Here is a 16,824-nt window from a genome sequence, read left to right on the forward strand (position 1 = left end):
CGACCCGTCACATGACTGTGCGTTCAGTGGCGGCGAATTATAGGGGACGAGGCCTGGACGGTACAGGCTTGCGCCGGCTGCTCTGATAAACTGCCGCCACTTTCTGCCCTGCCGAGTGTTTTTCGTGTCGATTTTCTTCCCCTGCCGGCGTTGCCTGCGATGAACCCTGCAACCCCACGCTTTGCTGCAAACGCAGTAGCCCGCTTGCGCGATGAGCGAGAGGAGGAGGGCATCAAGCCGATTCAGGCCCGAGGCTGGAGGGCGCCGCGTTGCCGAGCCTGCCGCGTGATCGAGAGTCACTGCCTGTGCGCCTGGCGCCCGCAAGTCGAGGCCCGTTCTGGCGTGTGCCTGATCATGACCAACAAGGAAGTGTTCAAGCCGAGCAACACCGGTTGGCTGATCGCCGATGTGGTGCGTGACAACCATGCGTTCATCTGGTCGCGTACGGAAGTTGATGAACAATTGCTGGCGCTGCTGGCCGACCCGCAATGGCAACCCTATCTGGTGTTTCCGGGTGAGTACGTCGAACCCGAGCGTGTCACAAACAGCGTCGATGCCGATAGTTCGAAGCGTCCGCTGTTCATTCTGCTGGATGCCACCTGGACAGAAGCCCGGAAGATTTTCCGCAAAAGCCCCTACTTTGATCGGCTACCGATCCTGAGCCTGTTGCCCGAGAAGTTGTCGCGGTACCGGTTGCGCCGATCGACCCGCAGCGAGCATTTATGCACCGCCGAAGTGGCGGCGTTGTGTCTCGATCTGGCGGGTGATACTGAGGCTGCGTCGGCACTGGACGCTTATTTCGACGTATTCAGCCAACATTACCTTGATGCCAAACATCAGCTTGAAATGAATGTTTCAACACCGGCGCACGCCGAGCTGATGCCTTTTGTGTAAATCGGCGCCCCTGTCACGCGCTGATTGTCGCCCATACTGCAAAGAACTGTACTGGCCAAGCACCTTGACCACCCCGGCTTCGCTGGGCATGCTTGGCGCCGATTAGGGCGCGGCCAAGTTTGATACGCCGTATTCTTTACGTGGATAGCCACGTGATTGGCGTTGAACGTGCCCTGTTGGTACAGCTCCGTGGCTGTACCTCGAGTTGTTTGAAAAACAGGATCATTTGAAAAATGGCCACATACGAAATCCTGATTGCCGATGACCACCCTCTTTTTCGTAGCGCCCTGCATCAAGCGTTGACCCTGGGCCTGGGCCCGGAAGTCCGTCTGGTGGAAGTGGCAAGCATTGCCGAGCTGGAAACCCGTCTGGACGAGAAGTCCGACTGGGATCTGGTGCTGCTGGACCTGAACATGCCGGGGGCCTACGGTTTTTCAGGGCTGGTGCTGTTGCGCGGTCAGTATCCGCAAATTCCGGTGGTCATGGTGTCGGCCCAGGAAGAAGCCTCGATCATGGTCAAGTCCCGTGAATTCGGCGCCAGCGGCTTCATCCCCAAGTCCAGTGATCTGAGCGTCATCCAGAAAGCCGTACGCGCGGTGCTCGATGGTGATGTGTTCTGGCCGCCCCAGGCGTTCGAGGCAGTCAGCGTTTCCGCCGAAGCCAAGGCCGCCAGCGAAGGCCTTGCGAGTCTGACGCCTCAGCAGTTTCGTGTTCTGACCATGGTCTGTGAAGGCTTGTTGAATAAACAGATTGCCTACGAGCTGAGCGTTTCCGAAGCGACGATCAAGGCCCACGTGACGGCGATTTTTCGCAAGCTGAATGTGCGGACCCGGACCCAGGCGGCCTTGCTTCTGCAACAACTTGAGTCAATTTCGAGCTAATAAGGCGCGGCGCGTTCACGCTTTTTTGACTGTGCTTAATCTAGCCTTCCCACTTCATTTTTTGGTCAGTTGCCCACTTTATGTCACCTTTCAAAGGCCAAACGGGCCTAAAACGCATCCTCAACGCCTCCGGTTATTCGCTGGACGGTCTGCGCGCAGCCTTCACAGGCGAAGCGGCCTTTCGGCAACTGGTGTTGCTCAACGTCATATTGATCCCGCTGTCGTTCTTCCTGAACGTCAGTCGCGTCGAGCAGGCGTTGCTGATTGCAGTCTGCCTGTTGGCGTTGATTGTCGAATTGCTCAATTCGGCAGTGGAAGCGGCCATCGACCGCATTTCCCTTGAGTTGCACCCGCTGTCCAAGAACGCCAAGGACATGGGCAGCGCCGCTCAGTTCGTGGCCTTGAGCATGATTGCGCTGGTCTGGGCAGTTATCCTGCTTTAAGCGATGGTGGGCAGAACGATCTCGTCGCTGCGCTGAACCCCAGCGGTAAAAGCGCGGCACAGGTCGAGGAATTCACGCATCGCCGACGTCTGATATTTCTGTTTGTGCCAGATGAAATAGAACTGCCGCGCCAGATCCAGATCTGGCGTTTCCACCGGCACCAGGCTGCCACGGCGGAACGCGTCGCGCAGTGCCAGACGCGAAATGCAGCCAATCCCCAACCCGGACTCCACCGCACGCTTGATCGCTTCGGTGTGTTCCAGTTCCAGCCGGATATTCAGCGAGCTGCGATGGTGACGCATGGCCTGGTCAAAGGTCAGTCGCGTGCCAGAGCCCTGTTCCCGCAGAATCCAGGCCTCGTGGGTCAGCTCTTCCATGGTCGCCGTGCCGCGCTTGGCTAGTGGATGCTGGGGCGCGCAGAACACCACCAGTTCATCCTCGACCCAGCTCTGCACTTCGATGTCTGGATGGCTGCAGTCACCTTCGATTAGACCCAGATCAATTTCATAGTGGGCGACCTGCTGCACAATGTTGGCAGTGTTCTGCACGTGCAGCTTCACCTGGCTTTCCGGATGGCGCTGCATGAAGCTGCCAATCAGCAAGGTGGCCAGGTAATTGCCGATGGTCAGGGTCGCGCCAACCGCCAGAGAGCCGAATCCCGACTTGCCATTGAGCAAGTCTTCGATTTCCTTGGACTGGTCGAGCAGCGCCACCGCTTGCGGCAACAGCTGTTTACCGAGGGCGTTGAGGCTCAGCCGTTTGCCGGCGCGGTCGAACAGCTGACAGCTGGACTGACGCTCTAGCTCGGTGATCGAGGTGCTCGCCGCCGATTGCGAGAGGTTGAGCAGACCCGCAGCACGGGATACGCTTTCCTGCTGGGCGACGGCGACGAATACTTGAAGTTGACGGAGAGTAAATCGCATATCGATATAACCGATAACCCTTATCTTAATAATCCAGTTAACAGATATTGTCGCTGCCATTAGAATGCGATGCAATTGCGCACAGCAGCTCATTTTTCGCAGAGCAGGCGCAGAGCACGCGCAGACCAAATCTCCAGGAGTCCCACGTACATGAGCAACATGAACCACGAGCGTGTCCTCAGTGTTCACCACTGGAACGACACTCTGTTCAGCTTCAAGTGCACCCGCGACCCGGGCCTGCGCTTCGAGAACGGTCAGTTCGTGATGATCGGCCTGCAACAGCCCAACGGCCGGCCGCTCATGCGCGCTTACTCGATTGCCAGCCCGAACTGGGAAGAGCATCTCGAGTTCTTCAGCATCAAGGTGCCTGATGGCCCGCTGACTTCCCAGCTGCAGCATCTGAAGGAAGGCGACGAGATCATCATCAGCAAAAAGCCTACCGGCACGCTGGTGCTGGATGACTTGAAGCCTGGCAAACATTTGTACCTGCTCAGCACCGGAACCGGTCTGGCGCCGTTCATGAGCGTCATCCAGGACCCGGAAACCTACGAGCGTTTCGAAAAAGTGATCCTGTGCCACGGCGTACGTTACGTCAACGAAGTCGCTTACCGCGAGTTCATCACCGAGCACTTGCCGCAGAACGAGTTCTTCGGCGAGGCCCTGCGTGACAAGTTGATCTACTACCCGACCGTGACCCGTGAGCCGTTCGAGAACGAAGGTCGCCTGACCGACCTGATGCGCAGCGGCAAGCTGTTCAGCGACATCGGTCTGCCACCGATCAACCCGCAGGACGACCGCGCCATGCTGTGCGGCAGCCCGAGCATGCTCGACGAGACCAGCGAAGTGCTGAACAGCTTCGGCCTGAAAGTGTCGCCGCGGATGCGCGAGCCGGGTGATTACCTGATCGAGCGTGCGTTCGTCGAGAAGTAAGAACATCGCATCACTGAAAAGCCCCCATTGCCTATGCAGGCAATGGGGGCTTTTTTATGTCCGATGCAGGTTGGAGGCGGGGATGACTTCCAGGACACGGATTACCCCGGCTTCGGGGTAATGCCAGCGTACGTCCAGGTCCCAGAACTGCGCGCCGTATTCCCGTTCGGGTGTAGGTATCTGGTACGCCGGGCGTGGGTCTTGTGCCAGGCATTGCTCGATCAGCTCCACCAGCGGTTCTTCAAGGCGCTGAGCATGGCCGTGAGCCTGTTGCAGTGCTGAATCCGTCCACTGCACGGGAATCAGCTGCGGCGCAGCGCTGGCGATGCTGTTGGAGGCGGTATCGATGATGTCGGCGTAAGGCACGTAGGGTTTGATGTCGAGAATCGGCGTGCCGTCCAGCAGGTCGATGCCGGATATCCACAGGCGATTGGCTTCAACCTTGTCCAGCTTCACCACGGATTGGCCGATGCCATTGGGCCGATGCGTCGCGCGGGTGGCGAACACGCCCATGGATTTGTTACCGCCGAGGCGAGGAGGGCGGACTTTCAGCCGTGGCTTTTCTTCCAGTGCCTGATGAAACAGGAACAGCAGCCACACGTGGCTGACCTGTTCCAGACCTTGCACCGCATCGCCCTGATCGAACGGCGCCACCAATTCCAATATACCCCGAGCGGCCGGGGCCAGTTGTGGCTGGCGCGGGATGGCGAACTTCTCCTTGAAACAGGAGCGCACAAAGCCGATGGGGGAAACGCTGTAGGTCATGGTCTGGGGTCGAGGCGGGGTGAGGCGGGCATGATAACCCGATCAACTGTTGAATCGGTGGTGCCTGTCAGTCCGCCATCGCGAGCCTGCTCGCGATGGCCGCGCCGCCGATCTAGAGGCTAAACCCACCATCCAGAGGGATGATATTCCCGGTCATGTAAGCCCCGGCCGTACTCGCCAGACTGATCGCCAGCGCCGCCATTTCTTCCTCCCGGCCCCAGCGTTTCATTGGAATCAACGCCGTGTCATCGGCCAACGCCTGCTCATCATTGCCAATGTGCTGAGTCATCTTGCTCGGAAAACGCCCCGGCGCGATGACGTTGACGTTGATGTGCTGACTCACCAGCTCCCGTGCCAGAATCCGCGACAGTTGATGCAGGGCAGCCTTACTCGGCCCGTAGGCATACGCCTGTTCGCCGAAGGACGAAATGCCCGCCACTGAACCGATATTGATAATTCGCGCCGGATTCGCGGCCGAACCGGCCTTGCGCAGCAGTGGCAAAAACTGCTGAATGCAGTTGAACACCGAGGTCACGTTGAGCTGCATGACTTTTTCCCAGCCCTTGACCGGGTAGCTCTCCAGCGGCGCGCCCCACGTGGTGCCGGCGTTGTTCACCAGAATATCCAGATGAGTGATCTGCTCGCCCAGTCGCGTAGCCAGTTGAAGTACGCCTTCTTCGGTGGCCAGGTTGGCCGCCACTCCGTGGCAACGACCGAATGCGCTCAATTCATCAGCCGTTTGCTGACAGGCTTCGGCATCCCGGGCGCAGACGTACACGGTGGCGCCGGCCTCGACAAAAGCCTTGGCGATCATTTTGCCGATACCACGGGTGCCGCCGGTCACCAGAGCAGTGCGGCCTTGCAGGGAAAAGTACGGGTGCATGGCGAATCCTGAGAGCTGAGGGTTAATACACCCTAGTCGTCAGCCGCCGGAAGCGGAGCCACTATTTTTGCGAGGAATGAGGGTCTATACAGCCTGGCCTTGAGCCGCAGGTTTGCAGCTCAAGGCCAGCGGGCACTTACTGCGGGCGAACGCGCAGGGTCAGGCCCTTGAGGAAGTTGCGCAGCAACTGGTCGCCGCACGGACGGTAGTTGGTGTGGCCGAACTTGCGGAACAGCGCGCTCAGTTCAGGCTTGGACACCGGGAACTCGGAGGCCTTGAGGATGGCGTGCATGTCGTCTTCTTTCAGTTCGAAAGCTACGCGCAGTTTCTTCAGGATGATGTTGTTGGTCACCGGCACTTCGATCGGCTGCGGTGGACGGCTTTCGTCCTTGCCGCGCTTGAAGGTCACCAGACCGTCGAGGAAATGCGCCATGACTTCATCCGGGCAGCGTACGAAGCCTTCCTCGTCTTCCTCTTTCTTGTCGAGGTACGTCACCAGGTCTTCCAGGGTCACGTCCATGCCGCCGAGCTTGATGATCTCGATGACTTTCTTGTCGCTGATGTCGAGCATGTAGCGCACGCTGCGCAGTACGTCGTTATGAATCATGGTGTGCAGTCCTGATATTCAGCAGTGGGCGCCGCATAAACAGCGGCGCCAAAATGTGTGGCGGCGTGAGAAGTCTTAGAACTTCTCTTTGCCGGACAGGTAACGCCATTGGCCCGACGGCACTTTGCCGATGGACACGCCGCCAATGCGGATGCGGCGGATGGCGACGACCTTCAGGCCTACGGCCTGGCAGAACAGGGCGATGACGCCCGGTTGTGGGTTCTTCATCGCAAAACGCAGGCGGTTTTCGTTCTGCCAGCTGGCTTTGACCGGCGGCAGTTCCTTGCCCTTGTAGGTCAGGCCGTGGTTCAGGCGGTTGAGGCCGTGAGCCACCATGTCGCCTTCAACTTCGACCACATACTCTTGCTCGATCTTGGCGGAGTCGGCGGTGAGTTTGCGCAGGATCTTCCAGTCCTGGGTGAACACCAAAAGACCGCTGGCGTTGGCCTGCAAGTCGGTGCTGGCGGTCAGGCGCAGGAAGTGGCCCTTGAGCGGACGTTTGCTGAAGCGGTGTTCTTCGCTCAAGGTCTCGGCGCTGATCGTTGCCATGGCCGTTTCCGCATCCATGCCCACGGGCACGTTCAGCAGGATGGTCACCGGTTCCGGCGCAGTGGCCTTGGCTTCTGGATCAAGCTCGACTTTCTGGTTCTCGACCTTGAACTGCGGCTCGTCGATGACTTCACCGTCCACGGTGACCCAGCCGCCCTCGATGAACAGCTCAGCCTCCCGACGGGAACAGCCGACGAGTTCGATGAGGCGTTTGGAGAGACGAATCGGGTCAGTCATGACAGGGCCGTAACAAAAAAGGGGTGGGCATTGTACCTGCCTGGCGCCGGTTAATCCCGGCTCCATTTGCGCCGTGTGGCTTTTTTGTGGGAGCGGGCTTGCTCGCGAATGCAATTTGTCAGCTGACATCAATGTTGACTGACACACCGCTTTCGCGAGCAAGCCCGCTCCCACACTTGATCCGTGTTGTGTCAGCCATGCCGCGAATGTTGCTGGTTTTGGCGCAAACGCATGTGCAGCAGCGGATAAGGCTGGCCCATACCATCGACTTCCGAGCGACCGATCACTTCGAAGCCCTGTTTGAAGTAGAAGCCCAGGGCTTGCGGGTTCTGTTCGTTGACGTCCAGTTCATCGGCATTCAGGTGTTCCATCGCATAGCGCAGTAACTGCTTGCCCAGGCCCTGGCCGCGGTGAGCCGGGTCGATGAAGAGCATTTCGATCTTGCCCGCCGCAACCCCGGCGAACCCGGTGATGCGCTGGCGCGGGTCTTTGGTGCAGATCAGCATCACTGCATCGAGGTAGCGCGTCAGCACCAGGTTCTTCAGCAGTTCGATGTAGCTCTCCGGCAGAAAGTCATGGGTGGCGCGCACCGAGGCTTCCCAGACCTGAGTGAGTTCTTCGTAGTCGCTCTGTTTCGGCGTGTGGATGACCGAATGTTGGCGCATGGCCGGCTGCTCCTTCTTTTTAATAGCCGTTGCTGTCAATGATGCGAATCCTTTCTCCCACAAAACGATAGACGTAAAAAAGCCCCGCATCTCGTCAAGAGAGCAGGGCTTGTCGTATTTTTTGCGTTTAGATCTGTTCAGCCCACAGGTCGTATTCGTCGGCGTCGGTCACTTTGCACCAGACTTTATCGCCTGGTTTCAGGTTGCTGCCGTTGTCGATGAACACATTGCCGTCGATTTCCGGGGCATCGAAGAAGCAGCGGCCAACCGCGCCTTGCTCGTCGACTTCATCGACCAGCACTTCGATTTCACGGCCGACGCGCATTTGCAGGCGTGCCGAGCTGATGGCTTGCTGGTGCGCCATGAAACGGTCCCAGCGGTCTTGCTTGACGTCGTCCGGCACGATGGCCGCGTCCAGCAGGTTGGCCGGTGCGCCTTCGACCGGCGAGTACTGGAAGCAGCCGACGCGATCGAGTTGCGCTTCGGTCAGCCAGTTCAGCAGGTACTGGAAGTCTTCTTCGGTTTCGCCGGGGAAGCCGACGATGAAGGTCGAACGGATGATCAGGTCCGGGCAGATTTCGCGCCAGTTCTTGATGCGGGCCAGGGTCTTGTCTTCGAAGGCCGGGCGTTTCATCGCTTTCAGGATTTTCGGGCTGGCGTGCTGGAACGGGATGTCCAGGTACGGCAGGATTTTCCCGGCGGCCATCAGCGGAATCAGCTCGTCGACGTGCGGGTACGGGTAAACGTAGTGCAGGCGAACCCAGACGCCGAGGGTGCTCAGGGCTTCGCAGAGTTCGGTCATGCGGGTTTTCACCGGCGCGCCATTCCAGAAACCGGTGCGGTATTTCACGTCGACGCCGTAGGCGCTGGTGTCTTGCGAGATCACCAACAGCTCTTTGACGCCGGCCTTGACCAGGCGCTGAGCTTCGTCGAGCACGTCACCGACCGGGCGGCTGACCAGTTTGCCGCGCATCGACGGGATGATGCAGAAGCTGCAGCTGTGGTTGCAGCCTTCGGAAATCTTCAGGTAGGCGTAGTGGCGCGGGGTCAGCTTGATGCCTTGCGGCGGCACCAGGTCGATCAGCGGGTTGTGATCCTGACGCGGCGGCACAGCGTCGTGCACGGCGTTAACCACTTGCTCGTATTGTTGCGGACCGGTCACGGCCAGCACGCTTGGGTGCACTTTACGAATGTTGCCTTCTTCGACGCCCATGCAGCCGGTCACGATGACCTTGCCGTTTTCCTTGATGGCTTCGCCGATCACTTCCAGAGATTCAGCCTTGGCCGAGTCGATGAAGCCGCAGGTGTTGACCACCACGACATCGGCGTCCTCGTAAGTGGACACAACGTCATAGCCTTCCATGCGCAGCTGGGTAAGGATGCGCTCGGAGTCGACCAGTGCTTTGGGGCAACCCAGGGATACGAAGCCAACCTTTGGATTGGCCGGCGCAGGAGTGGTGGACATGTCTAACCTCGGTATTTGTGACGCCTCCAGCCGAAGTCGGCAAGGCGACAAACGGGCGCTTACGTCCTATCTCGTGAATACGCTGTTTTTTGACGAGTGACTGTTGTTGCCAGGCAAGGCGCCGCGCCGAGTCATAGCTTGCTATGGCGAGAAGCGGCAACGCAGCATGGCGACAACAGGCGCCGTCAAAAAGCAGCAGTGATTCGCGAGACAGGACGTTTTCTGCGCCTCTGATCAAAAAGTGCGCAATTCTAGCGATGAGAGGCGCACTTGACCAGCTTTATGCAGGGAAATACGACGAGTGCTGCGCTATGCTTCGCGCCTTTACGCTTTACCGAATTTTTACAGTCAATAAATCGTCTGTAACCTCAAGTAAAACAGCGCATGCTGCACGGCAAAGCATAGTGCTTCTTATAAGAAGTCCGGGTCTGAGTAGTAGGAGTTTTGGATGGGGCAGGCAAGTAGTCAGACGGCGGGCTCTGAGCATTCGGCGGCAAAGCCGATCGGCATGCTGGTCGCGGCGGTCGGGGTGGTTTATGGCGATATCGGCACGAGCCCGCTGTACACCCTTAAAGAAGTTTTTTCCGGCGGCTATGGCGTACCCGTCAATCATGACGGGGTGCTGGGGATTCTGGCGCTGATTTTCTGGTCGCTGATCTGGGTCGTGTCGATCAAGTACATGATGTTCGTACTGCGCGCCGACAACCAGGGCGAAGGCGGGATCATGGCCTTGACCGCCCTGGCTCGGCGGGCTGCGGCCGGGCATCCGAAGTTGCGCACTTTTCTGGTGGTCTGCGGGCTGATCGGCGCGGCGCTGTTCTATGGCGACAGCATGATCACTCCGGCGATTTCCGTGCTCTCGGCGATTGAAGGCCTGGGACTGGCTTTCGAGGGTATCGACCATTGGGTGGTGCCACTGTCGCTGATCGTGCTGGTGGCGTTGTTCCTGATTCAGAGTCACGGTACCGCGCGGATCGGCATCCTGTTCGGGCCAATCATGGTCACTTGGTTTGTGGTGCTGGGGGCGCTGGGTGTCTACGGCATCATGCAGCACCCGGAAGTGTTGAAAGCGATGAACCCGGTGTGGGGCGTGCGCTTTTTCACCCAGCATCCGGGCATGGGCGTGGCGATCCTCGGTGCGGTCGTGCTGGCGTTGACCGGTGCAGAAGCGCTTTACGCCGACATGGGCCACTTCGGCCGCAAGCCGATCGCCCGCGCCTGGTTCATCCTCGTGCTGCCGGCGCTGGTGTTGAACTACTTCGGTCAGGGCGCGTTGCTGCTCGGCGACCCTGAAGCTGCTCGCAACCCGTTCTACTTGTTGGCACCAAGCTGGGCGTTGATCCCGTTGGTCGGCTTATCGACCCTGGCCACGGTGATTGCTTCCCAAGCAGTGATTTCCGGTGCGTTCTCCCTGACGCGTCAGGCGATCCAGCTCGGTTACATTCCACGCATGCACATTCGGCACACTTCCAGTGCCGAACAAGGCCAGATTTACATCGGTGCGGTGAACTGGGCGCTGATGGTCGGCGTCATCCTTTTGGTGCTGGGCTTCGAGTCCTCCGGCGCGCTGGCCTCGGCTTATGGTGTGGCCGTGACGGGCACGATGCTGATGACCACCATTTTGGTGGCGGCGGTGATTTTGCTGCTGTGGAAATGGCCGCCGGTCCTCGCGGTTCCGCTGTTGGTCGGTTTCCTGTTGGTAGACGGTCTGTACTTCGCTGCCAACGTGCCGAAAATCATTCAGGGCGGGGCGTTCCCGGTGATCGCCGGTATCGTGCTGTTTGTGCTGATGACCACCTGGAAGCGCGGCAAGCAACTGCTGGTCGACCGTCTCGACGAAGGTGGATTGCCGCTGCCGATCTTCATCAGCAGCATCGCCGTGCAACCGCCGCATCGCGTCCAGGGCACTGCCGTGTTCCTGACCGCGCGGCCGGACGCCGTGCCCCACGCGCTGTTGCACAACCTGTTGCACAACCAGGTGCTGCACGAGCAAGTGGTGCTGCTGACGGTGGTGTACGAAGACATCCCGCGGGTGCCGGCATCACGGCGTTTCGAGGTCGATTCCTACGGCGAAGGTTTCTTCCGGGTGATCCTGCACTTTGGCTTCGTCGACGAGCCGGACGTGCCGCAAGCACTGAAACTGTGTCATCTCGATGACCTGGACTTCAGCCCGATGCGCACCACCTACTTCCTCAGCCGCGAGACGGTCATCGCCTCCAAACTCGAAGGCATGGCCCGCTGGCGTGAGGGGTTGTTCGCCTTCATGTTGCAGAACGCCAACGGCAATTTGCGTTTCTTCAATCTGCCGTTGAATCGGGTGATTGAATTGGGGACGCAGGTAGAGATGTAAGCAACATCAAAAAGCCCCCGTTGCCATTGCGGTAGCGGGGGCTTTTTTGTTTCTGGGGTTTTCTCCTGTTTCTCTCTAGCTTGATCCATGCTTAATTCAACGCAATTTTCTGTGCGCCCACGGACGTGTATGCGCACGATAGCGAATGAGAGGTGAATATGGCGGCAGCGGTCATCATTTATGTCGATGGACCCCAGGAAATGTTCGAGGAGCATGAGGACCTGCGGATTGAAGCCGCGGCCCGGGAGCGGCTAATGGGTTTTGAACAAGCCGATGCAGTCAGCCACGAAGATATGCTGGCTCGGTACGCCGAGAAAGGCTTGGGGCGTGTCTCGTCCTGAAGACAATGAAGATCCCACAAGGGATCTGTGGCGTCTGCGAGAATGAAAAAGCCCCCGCAACCATAGGCTGCGGGGGCTTTTTTGTCGGCGAGTTTCAGGTTACTCCTGAGCCGCCGTTTCCTTCGCTTGACGCTTCTCGATGATATCCACCAACCGCTGCGCCAGTTTCGGGTAATTCTCGTCGAAGTGGTGACCACCCGGCAATTTCATCGCTTCGCCCACGGCAGTCTTGTCGGTGCAGCCGCTCTCGTCGACTTCTTCTTCACCGTAGATGCACACCACTTTCTCCGGCGGCAGCTTGGCCATTTCCGGGCCGGTGGCGGCTTCTTTGCCGGCGTTGCCGAGCCAGCCTTCGACTTCGATTTCGAAGCTGCCGGTGCGGGCGAAGGCCAACAGGATGATCGCATCGACCCGTTGCTGTTCCGATGGCTCCAGGCGGTTGTAGATCGCCGGCAGGACGTCGGCGCCGAACGAGTAACCGGTCAGGATGAAGCGCTTGGTGCCCCATTTCTGCCGGTAGTGCTGCATCAGTTCGGCGAGGTCCAGGGCGCTTTGCTCCGGGCTCTTGTGTTGCCAGTAGTAGCGCAGGGTGTCGATGCCGACGACCGGGTAGCCGATCTTGGCCATCTCGCCCGCGACGTCACGGTCAAGGTCGCGCCAACCGCCGTCACCGGACAGGAACAGGGTCACGGTGTCCTTGGCTTGGCCGGCGGGCACTTCGACCACCGGGATCTGCAAGCCGCCAGCGGCTTTATCGCCACCGACTAGGATCTTGCGCAGTTCGTTGTTCAGCACTTGCGGCAAGTTGATGTCGTAGTCGCTGATGCTGGTTTCGGCGTTGGGTTGGTCGCGCACGAAGCCGGCGCTGGTGTCGTCCGGGTTGTCGTTCCAGGCTACCAGCCAGTGGCCGTGAGCGGCGCTTTTCGGTAGCAGGTGCGTGCAGCCGGGTTTTTCCAGGGCCAGGTCCACCGAGACGGCCTGGGCCTTGTCGCTCTTCTGCTCGGACAACCAGCGCCACGCCAGCACGGCGCCAGGACCGATGCCGCTGACCAGGGTCGCCGGACCTTTGAGTTCTCTCAGGGCCGATTGCAGGGCGCGACTTTGCAGCAGGCAGTCTTTGGGCAGGATCACCTGAACAATCTGCGCCGAGCCGCTGCGGCTCAGGGTCATCAGCTGTTTGTTGCTGAGCTTCTGCTCTTCATTGACCGCCACAAGCACCTGGGCGCGTGGCGTGTTGCCGGGGATGACGCGGGTCATCGCGGCGCCATCGGCCGGCGTCAGCTGTTCGAGGGTCGGTTCGGGTGCCGGGCGTTTCAGGTACCAGTAGCCGCCACCGAGAATCAGGGCCAGCACTACCAGTGTGGCCAGTACGTACCGCAAGGAGCGTTGAATCATCAGCGTTTCACCAATCCAGTCAAGCCACCTGCAATCAGGGCGGCAGTGTCGGCCAGGGCAACCAGCGGATCGAGTCCGGCGGGCACGGCCATATAACGGGGTTCCCAGTCAGGCTGGAATTTGTCTTTGAAGCGGCGCAAGCCTTGGAAGTTGTAGAGCTGCTCACCACGGCGGAAAACCATCGAGCCCAGACGCTGGGTCAGTGGTGCGCCACGACGGGGTTGCAACCCCGACAACGGCACCATGCCCAGGCTGAAGCGCGCGTATCCATGATTTTTATAATGTTGAATCAGGCCGACCATCATGAACTCCATGGTCAGCTTGGGGGCATCCGGGTGTGCGCGCATCAGGTCGAGGCTGGCCAGTTCATGGCCATAAGTCTCGAGCAGGTTGGCGAACGCCACCGGGCGCCCTTCGAAACGAATCACCGCGACGCGGAAATGTTTGAGGTAGTCATCGCTGAAGCGGCCGAGCGAGAAGCCTTTCTCGCGCACATTTTTGCCGGTCAGCCAGGCATCGGAGATTACCTTGAGTTCTTCCATCGGTGCTTGCCCTGGATCAAAGATCTCCAGCGACAGGCCATCGCGAGTGCCGCGGTTCCAGGTGTAGCGCAGGTCTTTCATCTCTTTGCCTTTGGCCTCGAGATCAAAGCGAAGCAAATCGACCCGGGCTTCTTCGCCGAGCTTGATCGCGGTCAGGCCGATGTCCATGTAGTACGGCAGGTTCTCGGCGCGCACTTGATAGAACACAGGACGAGCATGGTGGATGTCGCAAAGGTCGCGGAACTGCCAGATCATTTCCGCCCGTTGCTGGGTCGGGCCGATCGGGTCATACAAGGCCACCAGGCTGCGACCACGGCGTGCGTACATCAGGAACGCCTGGTCGTTAGGGTGAAACAGCAGCGCTTTGTCACCGGTCAGGGCGAGGCCGCCATCCGGTTGGGCAGAGGCCATCAGGATCTTTACCGCGCGGTCCAGTTCATCGGGCGTTGGCAGATGGATCACCGGGCGCGCGGTGCGCAGCAGCCAGGTCAGGGAAACCACCACCAGCAACACCGCAGCGCCCAGCAGCGAGCGCAAGCCACGCGGGGCATCGGCGTCGAGGGTGAACTGCCACCAGAGCTGATGGCTGTACGGGACGTCCTGATAGGCGAACAGCAACAGCCAGATCGACGCACCGAGTACGCACAGGCTCGCCACCAGATACAGCGGCGAGAACGGCACCTCGGTCAGACGGCTGGGGCGATAGAACGAGCTGCGGAAAACCCCCAGCAGGCTCGCAGTCAGCGTCAGCAAGCAGGCTTCTTCCCAGTCGAAACCCTTGAGCAGAGAGAGCAGGGCGGCGACCAGCAACAAGATGGTGGTCAGCATCCAGGCGGCCGACAGTCGGCGGCGCAGCCCTTGAGCCAGCAGCAAGCAAAGCACACCGATCAGGCTGGCACCGAAGTGCGAGGCGTCGACCAGTCGATGCGGGATCAGAAAGCCGATGTGTTCCAGGCGTGTGTCGATTTCCGGGGTGGCACCGGAGAACAGCAGCACCACGCCGGACAGAAAGACCAGCACCGCCAGAATCGGCGCGGCCAGGCCGGACGCCACCCTTAAGGACTGACGCGATTGAAACAGGCGCTGACCTTCGTTGATCAGCAGGAATACGCAGGCCACCAGCAACGGCAGCACGACGTAGATCAGGCGATAGAGCAGCAGCGCGGCAGCGAGTGGCGCGGCGCCGAGTGTGTCGGAGAAGGCAGCCAGCAGAATCGCTTCGAACACCCCGACCCCGCCGGGAACATGGCTGAGCACACCGGCGGCCAGGGCCAGCAGGTACACCAGCAGGAACGCGCCGAAGGGCGGTGCTTCAGGCAGCAACAGATAGAGCACGGTTGCTGCTGCGGCGACGTCCAGGGCCGTGATGATCAGTTGCAGGAACGTCAGGCGACGGCCCGGCAGGCGCAAGGTGCGGCGTCCGACCTTGACCAGCAGGTTGTCCGGGTAAGGTTGCTCTGGCAGGCGGCGGCGGTAAATCCCGATGGCCAGTACGCTGAAGAGCAGCAAAACGGCCGCGGCGATTGCCCCTAGCAATACCTCGGACAAACCCAGGGCGGCAGAGGCGCCAGGCAGGTTGCTGAGGGTCGCGAGGGCGGCCAGAGGGGGCAGGGCGCAGCCGAGGGAGAGGCTGGCGAACAGCGTCATGTGCGCGACGTCAGAAGCGCCCAGACCATGACGTGCATATAAACGGTAACGAACCGAGCCCCCCGAGAGCATCGAAAGGCCAATGGCATTGCCGATGGCGAATGCGGTGAACCCGCCCAGTGCCAGGGTTCGCGGCGCCAGTGTCACGCCTGCGTAGCGGCTGGCCGACCATTCGTAGCCCAGCAGGATAATGAAACCGACCACGGTCGCGCCCAACGCGCCCAATAATGCCGGTTTCGGAACGTCGAGAATCGAGTCGTGCAGAGCGTACAGATCGAGTTCGCTCAGCAGGTGGCGACAGGCAATCAGCGCGATAGCGAACAACAGCAAAGTGACTGCCAGGCCGATGGGCTGGCGGTATTTGCTGATTCGATCAAGCAAGCGCAGACGCTCGGCCTTGATCGGTTGTGTCGCTGTGACGGTGTCTTGTGGATCAGACGAGTTGGCGCGCATCAATCACCTCTTGGATTGTGCGCGACAGGATGGGGGTATCGAGCCAAGTTACCAATCCCTGTAGAAAAAAATAATCACAAATATTAACGCCTCTCACCGGTTATCGGCGATGGGTGCGTCATCAGTCGTAGAGGGTTCTGTCTGTGGTTCAGCATAGTCTGGGCTCAGAGCATGGGTGAACCCGAACGGCTCGCTACACAGTGGCATATCATTGTTGCGAAAGGACTTTTTCAACAGATACAAAAAAGGCCACTCTTTCGAGTAGCCTTTTTTGATGTTTGGTTGCGGGAGCCGGATTTGAACCGACGACCTTCGGGTTATGAGCCCGACGAGCTACCAGACTGCTCCATCCCGCGTCTGTGTGGCGGCATTCTACAGGCGAACGCCGGAGTGTCAACCGTTAATCCAGTATAGGGTCAAATAAGCGTAAATGAGTGGCGAACGGTCGTGGGGGAGGCTTAAGTTTCGGAATCAGAACGATTTCTCATTTCGGCACCGTCAGGCGTAACCCGCTCGTTTCCATGCTCAAATTTACAAAAGAGACGCGCACAAAAAAGGCCACTCTTTCGAGTAGCCTTTCTTGATGTTTGGTTGCGGGAGCCGGATTTGAACCGACGACCTTCGGGTTATGAGCCCGACGAGCTACCAGACTGCTCCATCCCGCGTCTGTGTGGCGGCATTCTACAGGTGAACGCCGGAGTGTCTACCGTTAATCCTGAATAGGGTCAAATAAGCGTAAATGAGCGGCGAGCGGTAGTGGGGGAGACTTAAGTTTCTGAATCAGAACGATTTTTCAATCCTGCGTGTCAGTCGTTACCCGCTCTTTCTATCTCGTGTTTACAAAAGAGACGCGC

General features: G+C 59.4%; 15 protein-coding genes and 2 tRNA genes. 6 read left to right on the forward strand and 11 right to left on the reverse strand.

The features are described 5' to 3' along the window. The first annotated feature begins 159 nt into the window (after nucleotides 1-159). The 3 genes from ACYZTZ_RS03155 to ACYZTZ_RS03165 all read left to right on the forward strand — a co-directional run bounded on the left by ACYZTZ_RS03155 (nucleotide 160) and on the right by ACYZTZ_RS03165 (nucleotide 2,218). Complete coding sequence (locus ACYZTZ_RS03155) at nucleotides 160-894, forward strand: tRNA-uridine aminocarboxypropyltransferase (protein ID WP_283183243.1); 735 nt, start codon at nucleotides 160-162, stop codon at nucleotides 892-894. A 233-nt stretch (nucleotides 895-1,127) separates the two neighbouring features. Beyond that, nucleotides 1,128-1,775 carry a response regulator transcription factor ErdR gene (gene erdR, locus ACYZTZ_RS03160; RefSeq protein ID WP_046046272.1) on the forward strand — a complete coding sequence of 216 codons (648 nt, stop codon included), beginning with the start codon at nucleotides 1,128-1,130 and terminating at the stop codon, nucleotides 1,773-1,775. Nucleotides 1,776-1,855: 80 nt separating this feature from the next. Continuing rightward, nucleotides 1,856-2,218 carry a diacylglycerol kinase gene (locus tag ACYZTZ_RS03165; RefSeq protein WP_008010143.1) on the forward strand — a complete coding sequence of 121 codons (363 nt, stop codon included), beginning with the start codon at nucleotides 1,856-1,858 and terminating at the stop codon, nucleotides 2,216-2,218. Here ACYZTZ_RS03165 and ACYZTZ_RS03170 read toward each other — a convergent pair. Further along, nucleotides 2,215-3,141: a LysR family transcriptional regulator gene (locus ACYZTZ_RS03170; protein ID WP_008153977.1), complete on the reverse strand. Its 927-nt coding sequence runs from the start codon at nucleotides 3,139-3,141 to the stop codon at nucleotides 2,215-2,217. The genes ACYZTZ_RS03165 and ACYZTZ_RS03170 overlap by 4 nt on opposite strands. Before the next feature lie 150 nt (nucleotides 3,142-3,291). Here ACYZTZ_RS03170 and fpr point away from each other — a divergent pair, with 150 nt between their 5' ends. After that, nucleotides 3,292-4,071: a ferredoxin-NADP reductase gene (fpr, locus tag ACYZTZ_RS03175; RefSeq protein ID WP_003443014.1), complete on the forward strand. Its 780-nt coding sequence runs from the start codon at nucleotides 3,292-3,294 to the stop codon at nucleotides 4,069-4,071. A 54-nt stretch (nucleotides 4,072-4,125) separates the two neighbouring features. On the opposite strand, the gene tsaA is transcribed toward fpr, so the two are convergent. The 6 genes from tsaA to rimO form a co-directional block, all read right to left on the reverse strand. Continuing rightward, a complete protein-coding gene (gene tsaA, locus ACYZTZ_RS03180; protein ID WP_461997184.1) occupies nucleotides 4,126-4,836 on the reverse strand; it encodes a tRNA (N6-threonylcarbamoyladenosine(37)-N6)-methyltransferase TrmO in 711 nt (236 codons plus the stop codon). 112 nt (nucleotides 4,837-4,948) lie between these two features. Continuing rightward, nucleotides 4,949-5,719 (reverse strand): SDR family oxidoreductase, encoded by a 771-nt coding sequence (locus tag ACYZTZ_RS03185; RefSeq protein ID WP_046046270.1) that lies wholly within the window; start codon nucleotides 5,717-5,719, stop codon nucleotides 4,949-4,951. Nucleotides 5,720-5,855: 136 nt separating this feature from the next. Beyond that, nucleotides 5,856-6,326 carry a YehS family protein gene (locus tag ACYZTZ_RS03190; RefSeq protein ID WP_056739223.1) on the reverse strand — a complete coding sequence of 157 codons (471 nt, stop codon included), beginning with the start codon at nucleotides 6,324-6,326 and terminating at the stop codon, nucleotides 5,856-5,858. Nucleotides 6,327-6,401: 75 nt separating this feature from the next. After that, a complete protein-coding gene (locus tag ACYZTZ_RS03195) occupies nucleotides 6,402-7,112 on the reverse strand; it encodes an rRNA pseudouridine synthase (protein ID WP_461997185.1) in 711 nt (236 codons plus the stop codon). A gap of 191 nt (nucleotides 7,113-7,303) precedes the next feature. After that, complete coding sequence (locus ACYZTZ_RS03200; RefSeq protein WP_461997186.1) at nucleotides 7,304-7,777, reverse strand: GNAT family N-acetyltransferase; 474 nt, start codon at nucleotides 7,775-7,777, stop codon at nucleotides 7,304-7,306. 127 nt (nucleotides 7,778-7,904) lie between these two features. Continuing rightward, on the reverse strand, nucleotides 7,905-9,242 hold the full coding sequence (rimO, locus tag ACYZTZ_RS03205) for a 30S ribosomal protein S12 methylthiotransferase RimO (RefSeq protein ID WP_008153968.1): 1,338 nt from the start codon (nucleotides 9,240-9,242) through the stop codon (nucleotides 7,905-7,907). A gap of 448 nt (nucleotides 9,243-9,690) precedes the next feature. Between rimO and ACYZTZ_RS03210 the strand changes: the two genes are divergently transcribed. Further along, nucleotides 9,691-11,592, forward strand: a complete 1,902-nt coding sequence (locus ACYZTZ_RS03210; protein WP_461997187.1) for a potassium transporter Kup — start codon at nucleotides 9,691-9,693, stop codon at nucleotides 11,590-11,592. Between the two features lie 158 nt (nucleotides 11,593-11,750). Then, on the forward strand, nucleotides 11,751-11,933 hold the full coding sequence (locus ACYZTZ_RS03215) for a hypothetical protein (RefSeq protein ID WP_046046267.1): 183 nt from the start codon (nucleotides 11,751-11,753) through the stop codon (nucleotides 11,931-11,933). Between the two features lie 99 nt (nucleotides 11,934-12,032). On the opposite strand, the gene ACYZTZ_RS03220 is transcribed toward ACYZTZ_RS03215, so the two are convergent. From ACYZTZ_RS03220 to ACYZTZ_RS03235, 4 genes are all read right to left on the reverse strand, one after another. Next, entirely contained in the window at nucleotides 12,033-13,328 is a 1,296-nt protein-coding gene (locus tag ACYZTZ_RS03220; RefSeq protein WP_461997188.1) for a virulence factor family protein, read from the reverse strand. Then, on the reverse strand, nucleotides 13,328-15,970 hold the full coding sequence (mprF, locus tag ACYZTZ_RS03225; RefSeq protein ID WP_461997189.1) for a bifunctional lysylphosphatidylglycerol flippase/synthetase MprF: 2,643 nt from the start codon (nucleotides 15,968-15,970) through the stop codon (nucleotides 13,328-13,330). The genes ACYZTZ_RS03220 and mprF overlap by 1 nt, the downstream gene beginning before the upstream one ends. 279 nt (nucleotides 15,971-16,249) lie before the next feature. Further along, a tRNA-Met gene (locus ACYZTZ_RS03230) sits at nucleotides 16,250-16,326 on the reverse strand. Between the two features lie 232 nt (nucleotides 16,327-16,558). Continuing rightward, nucleotides 16,559-16,635: transfer RNA gene (locus ACYZTZ_RS03235), tRNA-Met, on the reverse strand. Nucleotides 16,636-16,824 lie beyond the last annotated feature (189 nt).

The sequence above is a fragment of the Pseudomonas sp. LB3P58 genome (genome assembly GCF_054897895.1).

Coding starts and splice junctions, on each gene's coding strand:
- tsaA (WP_461997184.1), bottom strand. CDS start 4,836: ATGACCTACAGCGTTTCCCCCATCGGCTTTGTGCGCTCCTGTTTCAAG.
- ACYZTZ_RS03165 (WP_008010143.1), top strand. CDS start 1,856: ATGTCACCTTTCAAAGGCCAAACGGGCCTAAAACGCATCCTCAACGCC.
- ACYZTZ_RS03215 (WP_046046267.1), top strand. CDS start 11,751: ATGGCGGCAGCGGTCATCATTTATGTCGATGGACCCCAGGAAATGTTC.
- ACYZTZ_RS03185 (WP_046046270.1), bottom strand. CDS start 5,719: ATGCACCCGTACTTTTCCCTGCAAGGCCGCACTGCTCTGGTGACCGGC.
- ACYZTZ_RS03195 (WP_461997185.1), bottom strand. CDS start 7,112: ATGACTGACCCGATTCGTCTCTCCAAACGCCTCATCGAACTCGTCGGC.
- mprF (WP_461997189.1), bottom strand. CDS start 15,970: ATGCGCGCCAACTCGTCTGATCCACAAGACACCGTCACAGCGACACAA.
- ACYZTZ_RS03220 (WP_461997188.1), bottom strand. CDS start 13,328: ATGATTCAACGCTCCTTGCGGTACGTACTGGCCACACTGGTAGTGCTG.
- ACYZTZ_RS03200 (WP_461997186.1), bottom strand. CDS start 7,777: ATGCGCCAACATTCGGTCATCCACACGCCGAAACAGAGCGACTACGAA.
- ACYZTZ_RS03170 (WP_008153977.1), bottom strand. CDS start 3,141: ATGCGATTTACTCTCCGTCAACTTCAAGTATTCGTCGCCGTCGCCCAG.
- ACYZTZ_RS03210 (WP_461997187.1), top strand. CDS start 9,691: ATGGGGCAGGCAAGTAGTCAGACGGCGGGCTCTGAGCATTCGGCGGCA.
- fpr (WP_003443014.1), top strand. CDS start 3,292: ATGAGCAACATGAACCACGAGCGTGTCCTCAGTGTTCACCACTGGAAC.
- erdR (WP_046046272.1), top strand. CDS start 1,128: ATGGCCACATACGAAATCCTGATTGCCGATGACCACCCTCTTTTTCGT.
- ACYZTZ_RS03190 (WP_056739223.1), bottom strand. CDS start 6,326: ATGATTCATAACGACGTACTGCGCAGCGTGCGCTACATGCTCGACATC.
- ACYZTZ_RS03155 (WP_283183243.1), top strand. CDS start 160: ATGAACCCTGCAACCCCACGCTTTGCTGCAAACGCAGTAGCCCGCTTG.
- rimO (WP_008153968.1), bottom strand. CDS start 9,242: ATGTCCACCACTCCTGCGCCGGCCAATCCAAAGGTTGGCTTCGTATCC.